Annotated in this window: 12 protein-coding genes; 3 read left to right on the top strand and 9 right to left on the bottom strand. The window is 70.0% G+C overall.

The features are described from left to right. Positions 1-41 precede the first annotated feature (41 nt). Together holA and lptE are read right to left on the bottom strand one after the other, a co-directional pair. On the bottom strand, positions 42-1,073 hold the full coding sequence (gene holA, locus HNR51_RS00620) for a DNA polymerase III subunit delta (RefSeq protein ID WP_182553677.1): 1,032 nt from the start codon (positions 1,071-1,073) through the stop codon (positions 42-44). Between the two features lie 10 nt (positions 1,074-1,083). Further along, positions 1,084-1,638 carry an LPS assembly lipoprotein LptE gene (gene lptE / locus HNR51_RS00615; protein WP_041371202.1) on the bottom strand — a complete coding sequence of 185 codons (555 nt, stop codon included), beginning with the start codon at positions 1,636-1,638 and terminating at the stop codon, positions 1,084-1,086. 410 nt (positions 1,639-2,048) lie between these two features. Here lptE and HNR51_RS00610 point away from each other — a divergent pair, with 410 nt between their 5' ends. Both HNR51_RS00610 and HNR51_RS00605 read left to right on the top strand, forming a co-directional pair. Then, entirely contained in the window at positions 2,049-2,393 is a 345-nt protein-coding gene (locus HNR51_RS00610) for a hypothetical protein (protein WP_012453561.1), read from the top strand. A gap of 134 nt (positions 2,394-2,527) precedes the next feature. After that, positions 2,528-3,634: a DUF2125 domain-containing protein gene (locus HNR51_RS00605; protein WP_012453560.1), complete on the top strand. Its 1,107-nt coding sequence runs from the start codon at positions 2,528-2,530 to the stop codon at positions 3,632-3,634. Positions 3,635-3,777: 143 nt separating this feature from the next. Here the strand turns inward: HNR51_RS00605 and HNR51_RS00600 are convergent, their stop codons facing one another. The 7 genes from HNR51_RS00600 to ispG form a co-directional block, all read right to left on the bottom strand. Continuing rightward, positions 3,778-4,716: a glycosyltransferase family 2 protein gene (locus tag HNR51_RS00600; RefSeq protein ID WP_182553676.1), complete on the bottom strand. Its 939-nt coding sequence runs from the start codon at positions 4,714-4,716 to the stop codon at positions 3,778-3,780. Positions 4,717-4,733: 17 nt separating this feature from the next. Then, the gene (locus HNR51_RS00595; protein ID WP_012453558.1) at positions 4,734-5,672 is read right to left on the bottom strand and encodes a prephenate/arogenate dehydrogenase family protein; all 939 of its coding nucleotides are present in this window, start codon (positions 5,670-5,672) and stop codon (positions 4,734-4,736) included. Continuing rightward, the gene (gene hisC / locus HNR51_RS00590; RefSeq protein WP_182553675.1) at positions 5,669-6,787 is read right to left on the bottom strand and encodes a histidinol-phosphate transaminase; all 1,119 of its coding nucleotides are present in this window, start codon (positions 6,785-6,787) and stop codon (positions 5,669-5,671) included. The genes HNR51_RS00595 and hisC overlap by 4 nt, the downstream gene beginning before the upstream one ends. A 136-nt stretch (positions 6,788-6,923) precedes the next feature. Then, positions 6,924-7,397 (bottom strand): hypothetical protein, encoded by a 474-nt coding sequence (locus HNR51_RS00585; protein ID WP_182553674.1) that lies wholly within the window; start codon positions 7,395-7,397, stop codon positions 6,924-6,926. A 119-nt stretch (positions 7,398-7,516) separates the two neighbouring features. After that, on the bottom strand, positions 7,517-9,754 hold the full coding sequence (locus HNR51_RS00580) for a TonB-dependent siderophore receptor (protein ID WP_182553673.1): 2,238 nt from the start codon (positions 9,752-9,754) through the stop codon (positions 7,517-7,519). A 373-nt stretch (positions 9,755-10,127) separates the two neighbouring features. After that, positions 10,128-12,140 (bottom strand): potassium transporter Kup, encoded by a 2,013-nt coding sequence (locus HNR51_RS00575; RefSeq protein WP_141951032.1) that lies wholly within the window; start codon positions 12,138-12,140, stop codon positions 10,128-10,130. 292 nt (positions 12,141-12,432) lie between these two features. Then, complete coding sequence (gene ispG / locus HNR51_RS00570; protein WP_182553672.1) at positions 12,433-13,761, bottom strand: flavodoxin-dependent (E)-4-hydroxy-3-methylbut-2-enyl-diphosphate synthase; 1,329 nt, start codon at positions 13,759-13,761, stop codon at positions 12,433-12,435. A 326-nt stretch (positions 13,762-14,087) separates the two neighbouring features. Here ispG and HNR51_RS00565 point away from each other — a divergent pair, with 326 nt between their 5' ends. Next, positions 14,088-15,236, top strand: coding sequence for a patatin-like phospholipase family protein (locus HNR51_RS00565; protein WP_182553671.1), 1,149 nt, complete (start codon positions 14,088-14,090; stop codon positions 15,234-15,236). Positions 15,237-15,250 lie beyond the last annotated feature (14 nt).

The raw sequence follows: 15,250 nt of genomic DNA, 5'->3' as shown, positions 1-15,250 counted from the left end.
CGGCGCCGAACCGTCCTGTTCAGAACCGAGCGGTGACCGGCTCAGCCGCGCCGCCGTGACGCCTCGATGGCGATCCGCAGGAACACGCCCTGCGCCTGCGCATGGGCCAGATCCGGTTCCGAGCGGCGGCAGGCGAGAACCGCGTCCTGAAGCCAAGCCACCGCCTGCTGCAATCCCGGCGCCGACCAGCGGCTGAGCTGGGTCTCGGCCAGCGCCTTGCGGCGGAAATGCAAGCCGCGCCAGTTGGCGACGAGCTGGCTCGCGCTGCCGCGCGGATTGTCGAGACGCAGCGACAGCAGGGTCAGGGCGTGCCGCAGGCCGGCGCCCAGCATCGCTGAGGGATCCATTCCCTCGTGGCGGAAACGGCGGTATTCGCGCTCGGCTTCGCCCGCGCGTCCGGCGAAGGCTGCATCGATCAGCGCGTTGAGAACGCTCGCACCGACATCGCTGACGATGGCTTCCACGTCCTCGACGCCGACGCTGCCCTGGCCGCGGGCATAGAGGGCGAGCTTGCCGATCTCGGAAAGGCTGGCGCGGCGATCGCTGCCGAGGCTGCCCGCCAGCAGGTCGCGGGCATCGCGGTCGATCCGCAGGCCGTCCTCCTGCAGCGTGCGCTCGATGAGGTCGGCGAGCGTGCGCTCGTCGTCGGGGTAGCAGGGCAGGGCGAGCGCCTTGGCCGAGCCCTCGCAGAGGGTGCGCAGGGGGGCCGAGCGGGCGAGGTCGCCCGCCTCCACCACGATGCGGGCCCCCTCGGTCGGTGCCTTCAGCACCGCATCGACGGCGGGGGCGTAGTTGCGGCTGCCGGAGCGCACCCAGATCGTGCGGCTGCCGCCGAACAGGCCGACGGTACCGGCCTCGTCCACCAGCCGGCCCGGATCGGCAGCGAGGGTGTCGCCGTCGATCTTGATCAGGGCGAAGGGATCGTCGGGATCGGCCACCATGCCCCGCACCAGCCGCGCCGCCCGATCGGCGACGAGGCCGGTATCCGGCCCGTAGACCAGCACCACCGCGATGCGCGGATCGGGGCCGCGCCGGACCAGCCCCTCGACGTCGCCGGCCTTGACCGCCGTCATGCAGCCGCCGTCAGGGGTTCGGCTTGACGGTGAGGACGGAGGCGATCCGAGTCTTGATCTGGTCGGCCAGCACCTTGGCGAGGCGGATCTCGGCGTCGCGCGCGGCGCGCAGCGAAGCGAAGCGCTGGATCGAGCGATCGTAGGTGGCGGTGCCCGTGGCGACGCCCTCGGTGAGGACGCGGCGCCCGTCCAGGCTTTCCAGGGAGAACTTCACGGTGCCGACGATGGTGCCGGCCTCCGCCCGCGCCGTGGTCGAGGAGACGATCGGCGTCTGCACCTGTTCGGAGCCCTGCATCGTCAGCCGGTAGCGCTTGGGCACGGCGGGCTGGCCCGAGCCGTCGAGATCGAAGATCAGCTCGCTGCGCAGATAATGGCCGAGGCGCTCTTGATCCTGCGCCATGTTGACGTCCTCGACCTGGATCGCCGCGAGCAGGCCCTGCATCGACTCGCCCGAGGCGGTCGGTCCGTAGAGCGGGCGGAAACAGGCGCCGAGATTCAGCGCGAGACCCGCGGCGAGCGCAAGCCGCGCGATTCGAACCCCCGGCCTGCTCGTCGCCACACGCATTCCACGCCCCAAGGCTACTCCCCGCCGCATCACGTCTTCCCGTCTGGACAACCTGCGCCCGGACCCTGGCGCGCGGCGGCACGGCTCCGCTTGTACGGCAGGCACCGCGCCCGGTCACCCTGCCAGATCCATGCTTTACGAAGGCTGTGCGGCGAGACGATGTTCGATCGATCGAAACGGAACATCGCAGGCGGCAAGCCGCCGTCTCCGCTTGTGGAACCGCGCGGCGATTCCCACCTTAAACTGACCCCGGAACCCGTTCCGAACCAGCGCCTTGACGGCGATCGGACGAGCGTCGTAGAACAGAACAAATGGCGAACAAACGAGCCCTGTCCTGGTCGGTCGCGCTCCGCGATCTGAAGGACGATCGATCCCGGAGAGCGGATGTGCGCGAGGAGCGTCTCCGAACCATGGCGGGCCTGCGCGGCCCTGCCGCCCCCGCCCTCAGCGCGTGGCGCGGGCGGTCCGGCCGGCGCTACGTCGTCGGCGTCCACGAGCTGGCCGAACCCGAACTCGCGGAGGTCGACGAGGCGGTGGTGATCGCTGTGCGGCGCGACGACACCGGCATCGCCCAGGCCGTCTCGATCGCCGCGGCCGGCAAGGGGCCGCGCGAGCGCCTGCACCGCAACTGGCTGGCCCGCGCCCGCCAGGAGGGCGCCACCGAGATGCACGTTCACCGCCTCGCCGAGAGCGAGGACGAGCGGCGTGCCGTCGTGGCCGACCTCGCCGCCGATACGGAGCCGGCGACCGCCTGACCGGTATCCGGGCCGCCCGCGCTCTCCAGCCCGTGACGGGTGGCGAGCGGGCAGGGCCCTTGCCTTGCGCCGCCCCTCTCTCCAAACACGGGGGCGTCCGGCCGGTTCTGCCGGACCGCGCAGGAACGAGGCCGATGGCGCAGACACCCGAACCGATTTCCGGCGGACCGGTCCCGCGGCCGCGCAGACGGATCGGCCTGTTCCTGCCCTACATCCTGCTCGCCGCCCTCGTTGTCGCCTGGACCGCCGCGTGGTTCTTCATCCGCGGCAAGGCCGAGAGCGAGATGGATGCGTGGCTCGCCCGCGAGGCCCAGGCCGGCCGCCAATGGACCTGCGCCGACCGCTCGATCACCGGCTACCCCTTCCGCCTCGAACTGCGCTGCGCCGCTTTGCGCTTCGCCCGCTCGGACGGCCGCTTCACCCTCGGGCCGACCACCGCCGTGCTGCAGGTCTACGATCCGCGCCACGTCGTGCTCGAAGTCGATGGACCCTTCCACGTCGAGCAGGGCGACCTGAGCGCCGACGTGACCTGGACCTCCCTGGAAGCGAGCTTCCACGCCGCCTCGAACGGCTTCAGCCGCGTCTCCCTTGTCATCGACGGCCCGAAGGGCCGGGTGCAATCGCCCGATCCGGGCCCGGTGGACTTCGCCGCGCAGCACCTCGAACTGCACGCCCGGCCCACCCCCGGCCGCTTCGACAGCGACGGCGCCGTCGATGTCAGCCTGCGCCTCGCCAAGGCCGCCGTGCCGCAACTCGATGCCCTGAGCGGCAGCAGCGACCCGGCCGATGTCGATCTCGACACCACCATCGAGCGCGCCACCGTGCTGCGCACCGGCACGGTGGCGCGGGAACTGGAGAAATGGCGTCAGGCCGACGGACGCCTCGACGTGACGCGCCTCTCCGTCGCCAAGGGCGAGCGCCGCCTCCAGGCCAAGGGCGAGGTCGGCCTCGACGAGGCGCATCGCCCCGAGGGACGCTTCGACATCCGTGCCGTGGGGCTCGAAGCCCTGGTCGGGCAGGTGATGGGCCAGCGCTTCGGTTCGGATAAGGGCGCGCTGATCGGCAACCTCGTCGGCCAGTTCCTGGGCGGCCTGCGCAAGCGCGAGGATGCCTCCGGTGAGGCGCAGGCGGCGGACAGTCCCAACGGCCTCAAGCCCCTGCCGACGCTGCGGCTCGGCGACGGGCGCCTGATGCTCGGGCCGCTGCCCGTGCCGAACGTGGTGCTGCCGGCGTTGTACTGAGCACCGGCCGCCCGGCGCTTTTCACCGAAGGCGACTGCGGAGAAAATGCGGGCTACCTGTCGAGCGAGGTGGACGAGATCACCTCCACGATCCGGATCGCGGCATAGGGCGATGCATCGCCCCGGCGCCTCCTCCGCCTCCTGCTACCAGGGCCGGGGTGTCCCGAAGATCGTTCGGCGGACATAGCGGCCCGCGGCCTCGATCCGCGGCCTGTGAAGGTTGTGGAGGCGCCAGAGGCGGTGCGCCCGCGGTGTGACCGGCTCGGCCAGTTCGGGCACGGCGGACATGCGGGTCCGCAACTGCGCGGCCACGGTCGGCGCTGCCTTGTCCATGTAGGCCAGGATATGGCGCATCGCGTCGAGGGTCGGCCCGATCCAGCTCTCCGTCCGACGGCAGGGCTCGGTCTCCGGGTGCGCCCCGGCGGCGGACAACCCCGAGGGGGGGCGGGGATAATGGTTCAGCCGGATCTCCCCGTGCCGCACGCCGCGGACCGCGTCGGGCCGGTGCGGGTCCGGCTCGGCGGGGCTGAAATCGCTCATCAGCCGCTCGCCCTGGACCAGCTCCACCAGATTCGTGTCGCGGATCGAGCTGATGGCGCCCTGCCGGTAGATCGCGGTGACGACGCGGTTCTCCGCGCTCTCGGTGAGACCATGGGGGAAACGGCGCAGCAGGAGCCCGCCGGGGGGGCCTTCCGGCGCCGCCGTGTCGAAGACGCGCCGGTTGACCATGACCGCGCCGGCATGGGCCGGGATGCGGGCGAGCCAGCGGTCGATCGGGCGGCCGGGAGCCGGCATCAGGACAGCATCGAGATCGAGGAAGGCGGCGAAGCGGAACAGCCGCGCCCGCGAGGCGAGAAAATGCTCGTAGGCGGCGAATTTCGGCGCACGGTCGATGCGTGTCGGGCAGGGCAGGGTGGTGACGCCGATCGCCTCGTGCGCCTTCAGGAGCGCGGCGGCCTCGCTGTCGAGGCCGTTGTCGTAGATCACGAAGTGGCGCACGCCGACGGCCCGGTGGAAGGCGAGCCACTCGAACAGATCGGGCGCCGTCCCCTCGACGACGGCGACGATGGCAAAGGTCCGCATCGCGGGCGCTCTCTCCTTCAGCTCTGCTTCGCCGCGGGCGCCGCCGCGTTGCGGGCGCGGCCGAAATCCGGCTCCGCCGTCTCCTGACCCATGGCGACGATGCCGCGGCGGATTGCCCGGGTGCGGGTGAACAGGTCGTGCAGGGCCTCGCCGTCGCCCCAGCGGATCGCCCGCGAGAGCGCCGACAGATCCTCGTTGAAGCGCCCGAGCATCTCCAGCACCGCCTCGCGGTTGGTCAGGAAGATGTCGCGCCACATGGTCGGGTCGGAGGCGGCGATGCGGGTGAAGTCGCGAAAGCCGCCGGCGGAGAACTTGATCACCTCCGACTGCGTGACGGCTTCGAGGTCGGCCGCCGTGCCGACGATGTTGTAGGCGATCAGATGCGGCACGTGGCTGGTGATGGCGAGCACGAGGTCGTGGTGCTCCGGCGTCATCGTCTCGACGATGGCGCCCAAGCCCTGCCACAGGCCCTGCACCCGTTCGACGGCAGCCGGATCCGCGCCCTCCGGCGGCGTCAGGATGCACCAGCGGTTCGAGAACAGGGTGGCGAAGCCCGAATCGGGCCCCGAGTACTCGGTGCCCGCCACCGGGTGCGCCGGCACGAACGGGTTGTCTTCAGAGAGATGCGGTGTGACGGCCGCCACCACCGCGGCCTTCACCGAGCCGACATCGGAGACGACGGCGCCGGGCTTCAGATGCGGCGCGATCTGCGCGGCCACGTCGCCGATGGCGCCCACCGGCACGCACAGGATGACGAGATCGGCCCCGGCCACGGCCGAGGCTTCGGAGCTCGCCACCTCGGCCAGTCCCAGCGCCTTCACCCGCTCGATCACCCCCGCATCGCGGTCGATCGCCACGATCTCCCGCGCCAGCCCGTAGGTGCGGGCGCCGCGGGCGATCGAGGAGCCGATCAAGCCGAGCCCGACGATGGCGAGACGGTCCACGACCGTCGTCACGAACGAGAGCCTCCGAGAAACGAAGTCAGCGCATCGATGAAGGCGCGGTTGGCCTCCTCGCTGCCGACCGTCACCCGCAGGGCATTGGGCAACCCGTAGGAGGACACCCGCCGCACGATCACGCCCGCTTGCGTCAGGTGCGCGTCGGCCTCCGCGGCGGTGCGGCCGGGCTCCTCCGGGAAGTGGACGAGCAGGAAGTTGCCGACGCTCGGCGTCACGGTGAGGCCGAGCGCCTCGACCGCGCGGGTGAGCCAGGCGAGCCATTCGTCGTTGTGGGCCACCGCCGCCGCGACATGGGCCTCGTCGGCGATCGCCGCCGCGCCGGCGGCGATGCCGCCCGCCGAGAGATTGAACGGTCCCCGGATGCGGTTGATCGCATCGACCACGGCCTCGGACCCGACCATCCAGCCGATGCGCTGCGCGGCCAATCCGTGGATCTTCGAGAAGGTGCGCGTCATCACGACGTTCGCGGCGTCGAGCGCCATTTCGAGGCCGGCGGTGTAGTTGTTGGCGCGCACGTACTCGGCATAGGCGCCGTCGAGCACGAGCAGCACATTGCCGGGCAGGCCGGCCTGCAGGCGGCGCACCTCCTCGAACGGCAGGTAGGTGCCGGTCGGGTTGTTGGGATTGGCCAGGAACACGATCCGGGTGCGGGGCGTGACCGCGGCGAGGATCGCGTCGACATCCGCCGTGAGGTTCGTCTCCGGCGCCACCACCGGGGTGCCGCCGGCCGTCAGGATCGCGATGCGGTACACGAGGAAGCCGTGCTCGCAGAAGATGCCCTCGTCCCCCGGGCCGACGAAGGCCAGCGCCAGCAGCGTCAGCAGCTCGTCCGAGCCGGCGCCGCAGACGATGCGGGCGGGATCGATCCCGTAGCGGGCGCCGATCGCCGTGCGCAGGCGGGTCGCGCTGCCATCGGGATAGAGAGCGAGCGTCGCGGCCTCGGCATGCACGGCCTCGATCGCCCGCGGGCTCGGCCCCAGCGGCGTCTCGTTGGAGGAGAGCTTGTGGATCTTCGCGACACCCGGCGCGGCGCTCTTGCCGGGCACGTAGGCCTCGATGGCGAGCACGCCGGGACGCGGCTGAGGGCGGAGCGCGGGGTCGGTTGCGGACATGGGGCCAGGGCCAGCGGAAGAGTCGGACGAGGGTATCGTCCGTCCCTCTACAGCATTTCGCGGGAACGGGGAGCCGCCGACTTCGCGGTCCGGGCCCGCCCTTGGCCGACGGGGGCGGCTACGGCTGCGCCGGCTTTTATGGCTGCGCCGGCTTGCCCTCGGGCGCGGCGGGCGGCGCATCGGAGCCCGGCGGCAGCAGGACGTTCTTCACCACATTGCCCTCCGGCCCGTACTCGCCGGCCACCGCGAGGCAGGCCTGCTCGCGGTTGAGGTTCATCTGGTTGGACATCAGGGTGAAGATGCCGATCACCCGGTTGCCGAAGGGCCCGCGGGGGCTGACATCCTCGGGCCGCGTGTTCTGCTTGGCGAGCAGCGCCTCGAATTCGGTCGTGTTGAGCCGGTAGCCGCAGACATTGACCGCCGAGAAGATGTAGGCGGCGAATTCCAGCGCCCGCGGGCTCGGCGCGTTGCGGATCGGCCGCGAGGTCGCGGCTTCCTTCGCGGGCTCCTGCGGAGCGGGCTGCGCGGGCGGAGCGGCGGTTTCCTGCGCGGCGGCAGGACAAGCGAGGCCGCCGATCAGGGCGGCGGCGATGAGAGAGCGGGCGATCATGGCGCGTGGACGTTCCTCGAGGCGCGGATTCTCACGATCCGCTTAGGCGAACCCGAGATAGCCCGGCCGCCCGCCGGCTCCAAGGTCGCGCAGGGCCCGCCGACGGGCCCTGCGACGGTTCACCACTTGTAGCTGATGCTCCCCAGCACGCGGCGGGCCTCGCCGTAGAAGCACTCATTGGCCGAGATGCACGAGGAGACGAAGCGGCGGTCACCGATATTGGTGGCGTTGATCGCCGCGCGCCAGTTGCCCCAGTTGTAGTGGATCTGCGCGTCGAACAGCACGTAGTCCGGCACCGTCAGGGTGTTGGCGACATCCGCGAAGGAGCGGCCGACATAGCGGACGCCGCCGCCGAAACCGAAGCCGCGCCAGTCGCCGGTGGGGATGGTGTAGTCGGCGAAGACCGAGGCCAGCACCTCCGGGATGCGGGTCGGCGTGCGCCCGACCTGATCGGCGTTGCCCTTGATGGTCTGAAGATCGTAGGCGGTGAAGGCACCCACGAGGTTCAGCCCCTCGGCGAGGTTGGCCACGGCCTGCACCTCGACGCCGCGGGAACGGACCTCGCCGAGCGGCGCGCTGAAGAACGTGCCCGGAATCGGCTGCAGAACGTTCTGGCGAACGAGATCGAAGGCCGCCGCCGTCAGGAAGAAGCCGTAGCCGAGGGGCTCGAACTTGACGCCGACCTCGACCTGCTCACCGTATTCGGGCGCGTAGCTCTGACCGTTGGCGTCCGAGCCGATCTGCGGCTGGAACGAGGTCGAGTAGCTGACATAGGGCGCGAGCCCTTCGGGGAAGTTGTAGATCAGGGCCGCCCGGCCGCTGAAGGCCTCGTCGCTCCGGCTGCTGCTGTTGGCCGGGCTGAGACGGTCGCGCACGACGTTGTCGGCGAAGTCCTGGCGCCCGCCGAGGACCAGGGTCAGGCGGTCGGTGAGCTTGATCTGGTCCTGCGCATAGATGCCGAGTTGCTGGAAGGTGTCGGCGTTGACGAGGTAGGGCGCCGGGCGGCCGCGGATCTGGCCGTAGATGGGGTTGAGAAGGCTGAGCCCCGGCACGGTGTAGCCGGCGGCGAAGTTGGTGCCCTGGTTGTCGTGCAGGCTGTAGTGCTTGTAGTCGAGACCGATCAGCAGATCGTGGGCGAACATGCCGTCGAAGAAACGCGCCTCGGCCTGATTGTCGACCTGGAAGATCCCGACCTTGGAACTGGTGAGGAACTGGTAGCGGCTGAGGGTCGTCTCGGTCGCCGGGTCGGCGTAGCCGGTCTGGTTCAGGTAGGAGTTCTGGAACGCGTCGCTGAACGAGTAGCGGAGGTTCTGGCGGAAGGTCCAGGTCTCGTTGAAGGCGTGCTCGAACTCGTAGCCCGCGAAGGCCTGCTCGCGCTGGAAGGTGTTGATCGCCGGATCGCCGACATTGAGCGAGCGCGGGATGCGCAGGCCGCCGAGATTGCGCCGCACGGTGCCGGAATAGGGCAGGAAGTTCGCCGTGACGGCGGTCGAGTCGCGCTGGTAGCTGGTCAGGATGGTGAGCGAGGTGCCCGCGTCCGGGCGATAGGTCAGGGCCGGGGCGATGTAGGCCCGGTCGTCGGGAGCCCCGTCGACCTGCGTGCCGCCCTGCCGGCCGAAGCCGGTGAGGCGGTAGAACCAGTGGCCCGAATCGTCGACGGGGCCGCCGATGTCGAAGGCGCCGTAGGCCTGCCCGAACGAGCCGCCGCCGAGCTCGACATAGCCGAAAGGCTGGGTCGTGGGCCGCTTGGTGATCTGGTTGATGATGCCGCCGGGATTGCCCGCGCCGAACAGCACCGCGGCCGGCCCGCGCAGCACCTCGATGCGTTCCAGGCCGAAGGTCTCGACCCGGAAGGTGCCGAAGCCGTAGTTCAGCACCTGGAGGCCGTCGCGGTAGATGCCGTAATCGCTGGCGATGAAGCCGCGCAGGGTGAAATAATCGACACGGGTGTCGGCGCCGAACGTGCCCGAATAGACGCCGGCCGTGTACTGGGTCGCCTGCGTCAGGGTCTGAGCCTTCTGCGCGTCGATCTGCTCGCGACCGACGACGGTGATCGATTGCGGCGTCTCGATGAGGGGCGTGTTGGTCTTCGTCGCGGTGGCCGAACGGGTGGCGACATAGCCCTGGACGGGGCCGCGCGGATCCTCGGGCGCGGCACGGCCGTCAGGGCCGCGTTGGGCCGCCTGCCCTTGACCGGTGGCGCCGGCACCGCGGCCGCTGCCCTCGACCGACAATTCCTCCAGCCGCGCTGTCGCCTGCTGCGCGGCGGCGCCCACCGTGAGGGCAAGCAGCGAGGCGCCGGCCAATGCCGCGGCCCGCAGGATGCGGATGCCGGCGAGCGTGTGAATCGACCCCATCACCTTCGCTCCCTTTGACCGCACAGCCGATCGCCTCCGCAGGACGGATGCGGAACGCGGCAGGTCGGTTGTTTGGAATTATGCTAAACTGTTGTTCTTGCTTGCTTTTCGCAAGCCAAGCCGTACGGGGCCGCGTTCAGGGGCGCAAGTCGGTCGCGCGCAAATGGTCGTCCTGTAGCTGGCAAGCCACAGGATTGAGCACAATCATTCGTTGGAATGCCGAACGAGGCTACAGCCAGACCGCACATCTCGCGCGACGATACACTCGTCTCGTGGCTGTGCTCCCGCTCTTGCCTCGTCTTCGGCCTCGTCCCCTAGCTTCGTCCTTTACTCGACTTCGCCCGAGGGCAGCGTCCCTTTCGGAATGCTGCCCCTACACCGTCACCTGCGTACCGACTTCGACGACGCGGCCGGTCGGGATCTGGAAGAAGTCCGTGGCGTCGTTGGCGTTCTTGGCGAGCGTGATGAAGATCCGGTCCTGCCACAGCGGCATCCCGGAATGGGCGGCCGGGCGGATCGAGCGGCGCGACAGGAAGAACGAGGTCGACATGATGTCGAACTTGAAGCCTTCGCGCTTGAGCAGGGCCAGGGTGCGGGGGATGTTGGGCGTCTCCATGTAGCCGAAGCGCATCACCACCCGGTAGAAGCCGAAGCCCACGGGCTCGATACGCACCCGCTCCGCCTGCGTCGCCCGGGGCCGATCCATGGTCTCGACGGTGAGCACCACGTTCTTCTCGTGGATCACCTTGTTGTGCTTCATGTTGTGCAGGAGCGCGGCCGGCGCGATCTCGGGATCGCTGGTGAGGAACACCGCGGTGCCCTTCACCCGCTGGTAGGAGGTGCTCTTCTCCAGCATGCCGACGAGTTCGATCAGCGGCACGTCGGTCTTGCGGGTCTTGTTGAACAGGATCGTGACGCCCCGCACCCAGGTCCACATCATCAGCATCAGGCCGCCGGCGAGGATCAGGGGCACGTAGCCGCCCTCGTGCAGCTTCAGCAGGTTCGAGAGCAGGAACAGGGTTTCCAGCACGATGAACGGCATGATGATGGCCGCCGAGACCAGCGGCGAGAGCCGCACCACCTTCCACAGCACCACGTAGGCCATGGAGGCGGTGAGCAGCATCGTGCCCGTCACCGCGATGCCGTAGGCCGAGGCCAGGGCCGAGGAGGAGCGGAAGGTCACCGCCAGGATCACCACGCCGAGGCCGAGCAGGGTGTTGATCTGCGGCAGGTAGATCTGGCCGGAATGCGCCTCGGAGGTATGGCGGATCTCCATGCGCGGCAGCATGCCGAGCTGGATCGCCTGCCGCGACAGAGAGAAGGCACCGGTGATGACCGCTTGGCTCGCGGTGACCGTGGCCAGCGTCGCCAGCAGCACCATGGGGATCAGGCCCCATTCCGGCACGAGCTGGTAGAACGGGTCCGTGGTCTCGGGCTTGGCCAGCACCAGGGCGGTCTGGCCGAGATAGTTCAGGACGAGGCAGGGGGCGACGAGGCCGAGCCACGCCACCTGGATCGGGCGGCGCCCGAAATGGCCGAGATCGGCGAACAGGGCTTCCGCCCCCGTCACCGCCAGGAACACCGCGCCGAGGGCCACCAGCGCCCCGGTGCCGTGACCGAGCAGGTAATGCACCGCGTACCAGGGATTGAAGGCAGCGAGCACGCCGGGATTGCCGGCGATGTGGGGCAGGGCGGCGGCGGCCATCGCCAGGAACCACACCACCATGGCCGGGCCGAAGAAGGTCGCGACACGGGCCGTGCCATGGCTCTGGACCGCGAACAGGCCGAGGATGATCGCCACCGTGATCGGCAGCACGTAGTCGTCGAAGGCCGGCGTGACCAGCTTCAGGCCCTCCACCGCCGAGAGAACGGAGATCGCGGGCGTGATGACGGAATCGCCGTAGAACAGCGAAGCGCCGAGCAGGCCCAGCATGAACACGACCTTGGAACCGCCGAGCGCATGGCGGGCCTGGGCCATCAGCGAGAGGATGCCGCCCTCGCCGTTATTGTCCATGCGCAGAAGGATCGCGACGTACTTGATCGTCACGATCAGGAGCAGCGCCCAGATGATCAGCGAGGCGGTGCCGATCACCTCCTCGGACAGCAGGATGCCGTCGGCGCGCGAGGGCGCGAGCGCCTCACGGAAGGCGTAGAGCGGGCTCGTGCCGATATCGCCGTAGACGACGCCGACGGAGCCGATGGTGAGCGCCCAGAAGCCGGTCTTGGCGTGGCCGTGCGCCTCCTCCGGCGTCGCATCGACGGCGCCCGCCGACACCGCGACCGGGCCGCCCTCGCCGGGCGCCGGCCCGCCCGCGGCGGGGGCGGCCGACGGGCTCGGACGGGCCGCCTCTGGGCTCGCCGAATTCGGGCTGGCAGGCTGGGTCATCGGGCAGGAACGCCTGAGTTCGCGCATCGTCCGGCCGGGTGTGCCGGGTTCGCATGAAGGGAATGCGTCGGTGGTGCGGACCGATCGGGCCGGAGCGGGCACCGGGTCACGACAGAGCGGCGCGCCGGAGGCGGCGTGGGGCAGGTTCGGATCGCGGGGCGCGGACCGGACATCGCGGCGGCCGGAAAGAAGGAGAGATGCGCGTCGGGGTGGGCAGCCCGCCCCGAAACGGAAAGACGGCCGCCCCATCCACCCGCGCGGGCGATGAAGGCGGCCGCCTCACCGGAGATCCTCACTCGGCGGCGTCGCGCTTGCCCTGGCCGAAGCGGCGCTCGATGTAGTCGATCACGATCGCCTCGAAGTCCTTGGCGAGGGTCGCGCCGCGCAGGGTCATCGCCTTCTTGCCGTCGATGAAGACCGGCGCGCTCGGGCTCTCGCCGGTGCCGGGCAGCGAGATGCCGATATCGGCGTGCTTCGACTCGCCCGGCCCGTTGACGATGCAGCCCATCACCGCGACGTTGAGGCCTTCGACGCCCGGATAGGTCTTCTTCCATTCCGGCATGGAGGTCGAGATCCAGTTCTGGATGTCGCGGGCCAGTTCCTGGAAGGTCGTCGAGGTGGTGCGGCCGCAGCCGGGGCAGGCGGCCACAAGCGGCACGAAGGTGCGGAAGCCCATGGTCTGCAGGAGTTCCTGCGCCGCCTTCACCTCGACCGTGCGGTCGCCGCCGGGCTCCGGCGTCAGCGAATAGCGGATCGTGTCGCCGATGCCTTCCTGCAGCAGCACGCCGATGGCGGCGGAGGCCGCGACGATGCCCTTCGAGCCCATGCCCGCCTCGGTGAGGCCGAGATGGATCGCGTAATCGGAGCGGCGGGCCACCTCGCGGTAGACCGCGATGAGGTCCTGCACCGCCGAGACCTTGGCCGAGAGGATGATGCGGTCCTTCGGCAAGCCGAGCGCCACGGCCCGGTCGGCCGAGGTCAGGGCCGACTGCACCATCGCCTCGCGCATCACCGCGCGGGCGTCGATCGGGTGGGGCGAGCGGGCATTCTCGTCCATCAGGTGGGTCAGCAGCTCGCCGTCGAGCGAGCCCCAGTTGGCACCGATGCGCACGGTCTTGCCGTACTTGATCGCCTGCTCGACGATGGTCGAGAACTGGGTGTCCTTCTTCTCCTTGAAGCCGACATTGCCCGGATTGATCCGGTACTTGGCCAGCGCCTCGGCGCAGGCCGGATGGTCGGACAGGAGCTTGTGGCCGATATAGTGGAAGTCGCCCACCAGCGGCACGTGCACGCCGATGCGGTCGAGCCGCTCGCGGATCTTCGGCACCGCCGCCGCCGCCTCGTCACGATCGACGGTGATGCGCACGAGCTCCGAGCCGGCGCGGGCGAGCTGGGCGACCTGGGCCACCGTGCCGTCGATGTCGGCGGTGTCGGTGTTGGTCATCGACTGGACGACGATCGGCGCGCCGCCGCCGACGGTGACCGCACCTTCGCCCTGCCCGATCTGCACGCCGACGGTGCGGTGGCGCGGCGCGGGACCTGCGATCTCCGGCCCCTTCATGTTGGGGCTCTGAGCGTCGAGCCGGTTTGCCAGGGCGTCGGGAGCTTCCATGACTTCCATCGTGCCTTCGCGGGTCAACTGTCGTCCGCGCGTGCCGGCCTTCGGCGTCCCGCAGGCGCGGGAGCGATCCTAGCCGAATCCGGTGCGATCCGCGACCTGCCGCCGCGCCCGCGCGAACGGATGCGCAGCATGCCTCACTACAAGGCCGCTTCCATGTCGCATCCCGAGCGGGATGTCGAGCGCGAGTCGTGCCGATGCAAGGATGCCGACGCGGCCCGACGCGTTATCTCATATGGCATTGCTCGCCCGCGAGGCAAAGGATCGCACGGGCTTTTCTATCGCATCGCACCATCTATGGGTGCATCGCAACAACCGCGCGAGGCACGATGGACAGATCCGCCCCCGAACAGGTCGCCAGGACCGACCGGCCCGACGCGCCGCACGACGACGCCCACAATCCGGCGACCGCCGTGCCGGCCCCCATCGCCGATTCGACGCGGATCGGGAACGGCTTCCGGGGCTTGGCCGGTCCGCGGGCCGAGAAGGCGGTCTCGCTGGCGCTCCAGGGCGGCGGCTCGCACGGTGCCTTCACCTGGGGCGTGCTCGACGCGCTGATCGAGGACGGGCGCGTCGGCTTCGAGGCGGTGACGGGGGCGAGCGCGGGGGCGATGAACGCCGTCGTCCTCGTGGATGGATGGCTCGCGGGCGGCCCCGACGGCGCGCGGGCGGCCCTGGAGACATTCTGGCGCGAGGCGAGCCTCGATGCCGACCTGAAGCCGGTGCAGCAGAGCTGGATCGATGGCGTCTTCCACTTCTGGAAGGGCAACCCCTTCGTCGAAGCGTGGCTGAAGGCACTCAATCCCGGCCCCTACGCGGCCAATCCGCTCAACATCAATCCGCTGCGCGGTGCGCTGGAGCGCACGGTCGATTTCGAGCGGCTGCGGCGGGCCGATACCGCCAACGTCTTCGTCTCGGCGACCAATGTCTGGACCGGCAAGCTCGCCGTGTTCGACCGCGAACACCTGACCGCCGACCACCTGATGGCCTCCGCCTGCCTGCCCACGGTGTTCCAGGCGGTCGAGATCGACGGCGTGCCCTACTGGGACGGCGGCTATCTCGGCAATCCGGCGCTCTACCCGCTGCACGGGGCGAGCACGCGCGATGTTCTGCTCGTCCAGATCAACCCGGTGGAACGCCGCGAGACGCCGCGCTCGGCCCGCGACATCCAGGACCGGCTCAACGAGATCACCTTCAACGCCAACCTGATGCGGGAACTGCGCGCGATCGACTTCGTGCACGGCCTGATCGAGGAGGGCGGTCAGGCGGTTCCGGGCCTGGAGCGGGTCTTCCTCCACCGCATCGACGGCACCGACCTGCTCGACGACTACGCCGCCTCCTCCCGCATCGACGCCCGCTGGCGGATCATCGAGCGTCTGCGCGACAAGGGCCGCGCCGCGGCCAAGGCATGGCTCGAAGAAGGTTACGCGGATGTCGGCGTGCGCTGCACCCTCGATCTGAAGAAGGCGTACCAGTAGCCGACCGTCCGGCC

This window comes from Methylorubrum thiocyanatum, from assembly GCA_014138645.1.
Lineage (GTDB): Bacteria > Pseudomonadota > Alphaproteobacteria > Rhizobiales > Beijerinckiaceae > Methylobacterium > Methylobacterium thiocyanatum.
The sequence above is the reverse complement of the archived record's forward strand: the minus strand, read 5'-3'. Positions and strand labels throughout refer to the sequence as shown.

Excerpts from the sequence above, each read along its gene's own strand:
- HNR51_RS00600 (WP_182553676.1), bottom strand. The coding sequence starts at position 4,716 with ATGCGGACCTTTGCCATCGTCGCCGTCGTCGAGGGGACGGCGCCCGAT.
- HNR51_RS00585 (WP_182553674.1), bottom strand. The coding sequence starts at position 7,397 with ATGATCGCCCGCTCTCTCATCGCCGCCGCCCTGATCGGCGGCCTCGCT.
- lptE (WP_041371202.1), bottom strand. The coding sequence starts at position 1,638 with ATGCGTGTGGCGACGAGCAGGCCGGGGGTTCGAATCGCGCGGCTTGCG.
- hisC (WP_182553675.1), bottom strand. The coding sequence starts at position 6,787 with ATGTCCGCAACCGACCCCGCGCTCCGCCCTCAGCCGCGTCCCGGCGTG.
- HNR51_RS00565 (WP_182553671.1), top strand. The coding sequence starts at position 14,088 with ATGGACAGATCCGCCCCCGAACAGGTCGCCAGGACCGACCGGCCCGAC.
- HNR51_RS00575 (WP_141951032.1), bottom strand. The coding sequence starts at position 12,140 with ATGACCCAGCCTGCCAGCCCGAATTCGGCGAGCCCAGAGGCGGCCCGT.
- ispG (WP_182553672.1), bottom strand. The coding sequence starts at position 13,761 with ATGGAAGTCATGGAAGCTCCCGACGCCCTGGCAAACCGGCTCGACGCT.
- HNR51_RS00605 (WP_012453560.1), top strand. The coding sequence starts at position 2,528 with ATGGCGCAGACACCCGAACCGATTTCCGGCGGACCGGTCCCGCGGCCG.
- holA (WP_182553677.1), bottom strand. The coding sequence starts at position 1,073 with ATGACGGCGGTCAAGGCCGGCGACGTCGAGGGGCTGGTCCGGCGCGGC.
- HNR51_RS00610 (WP_012453561.1), top strand. The coding sequence starts at position 2,049 with ATGGCGGGCCTGCGCGGCCCTGCCGCCCCCGCCCTCAGCGCGTGGCGC.
- HNR51_RS00580 (WP_182553673.1), bottom strand. The coding sequence starts at position 9,754 with ATGGGGTCGATTCACACGCTCGCCGGCATCCGCATCCTGCGGGCCGCG.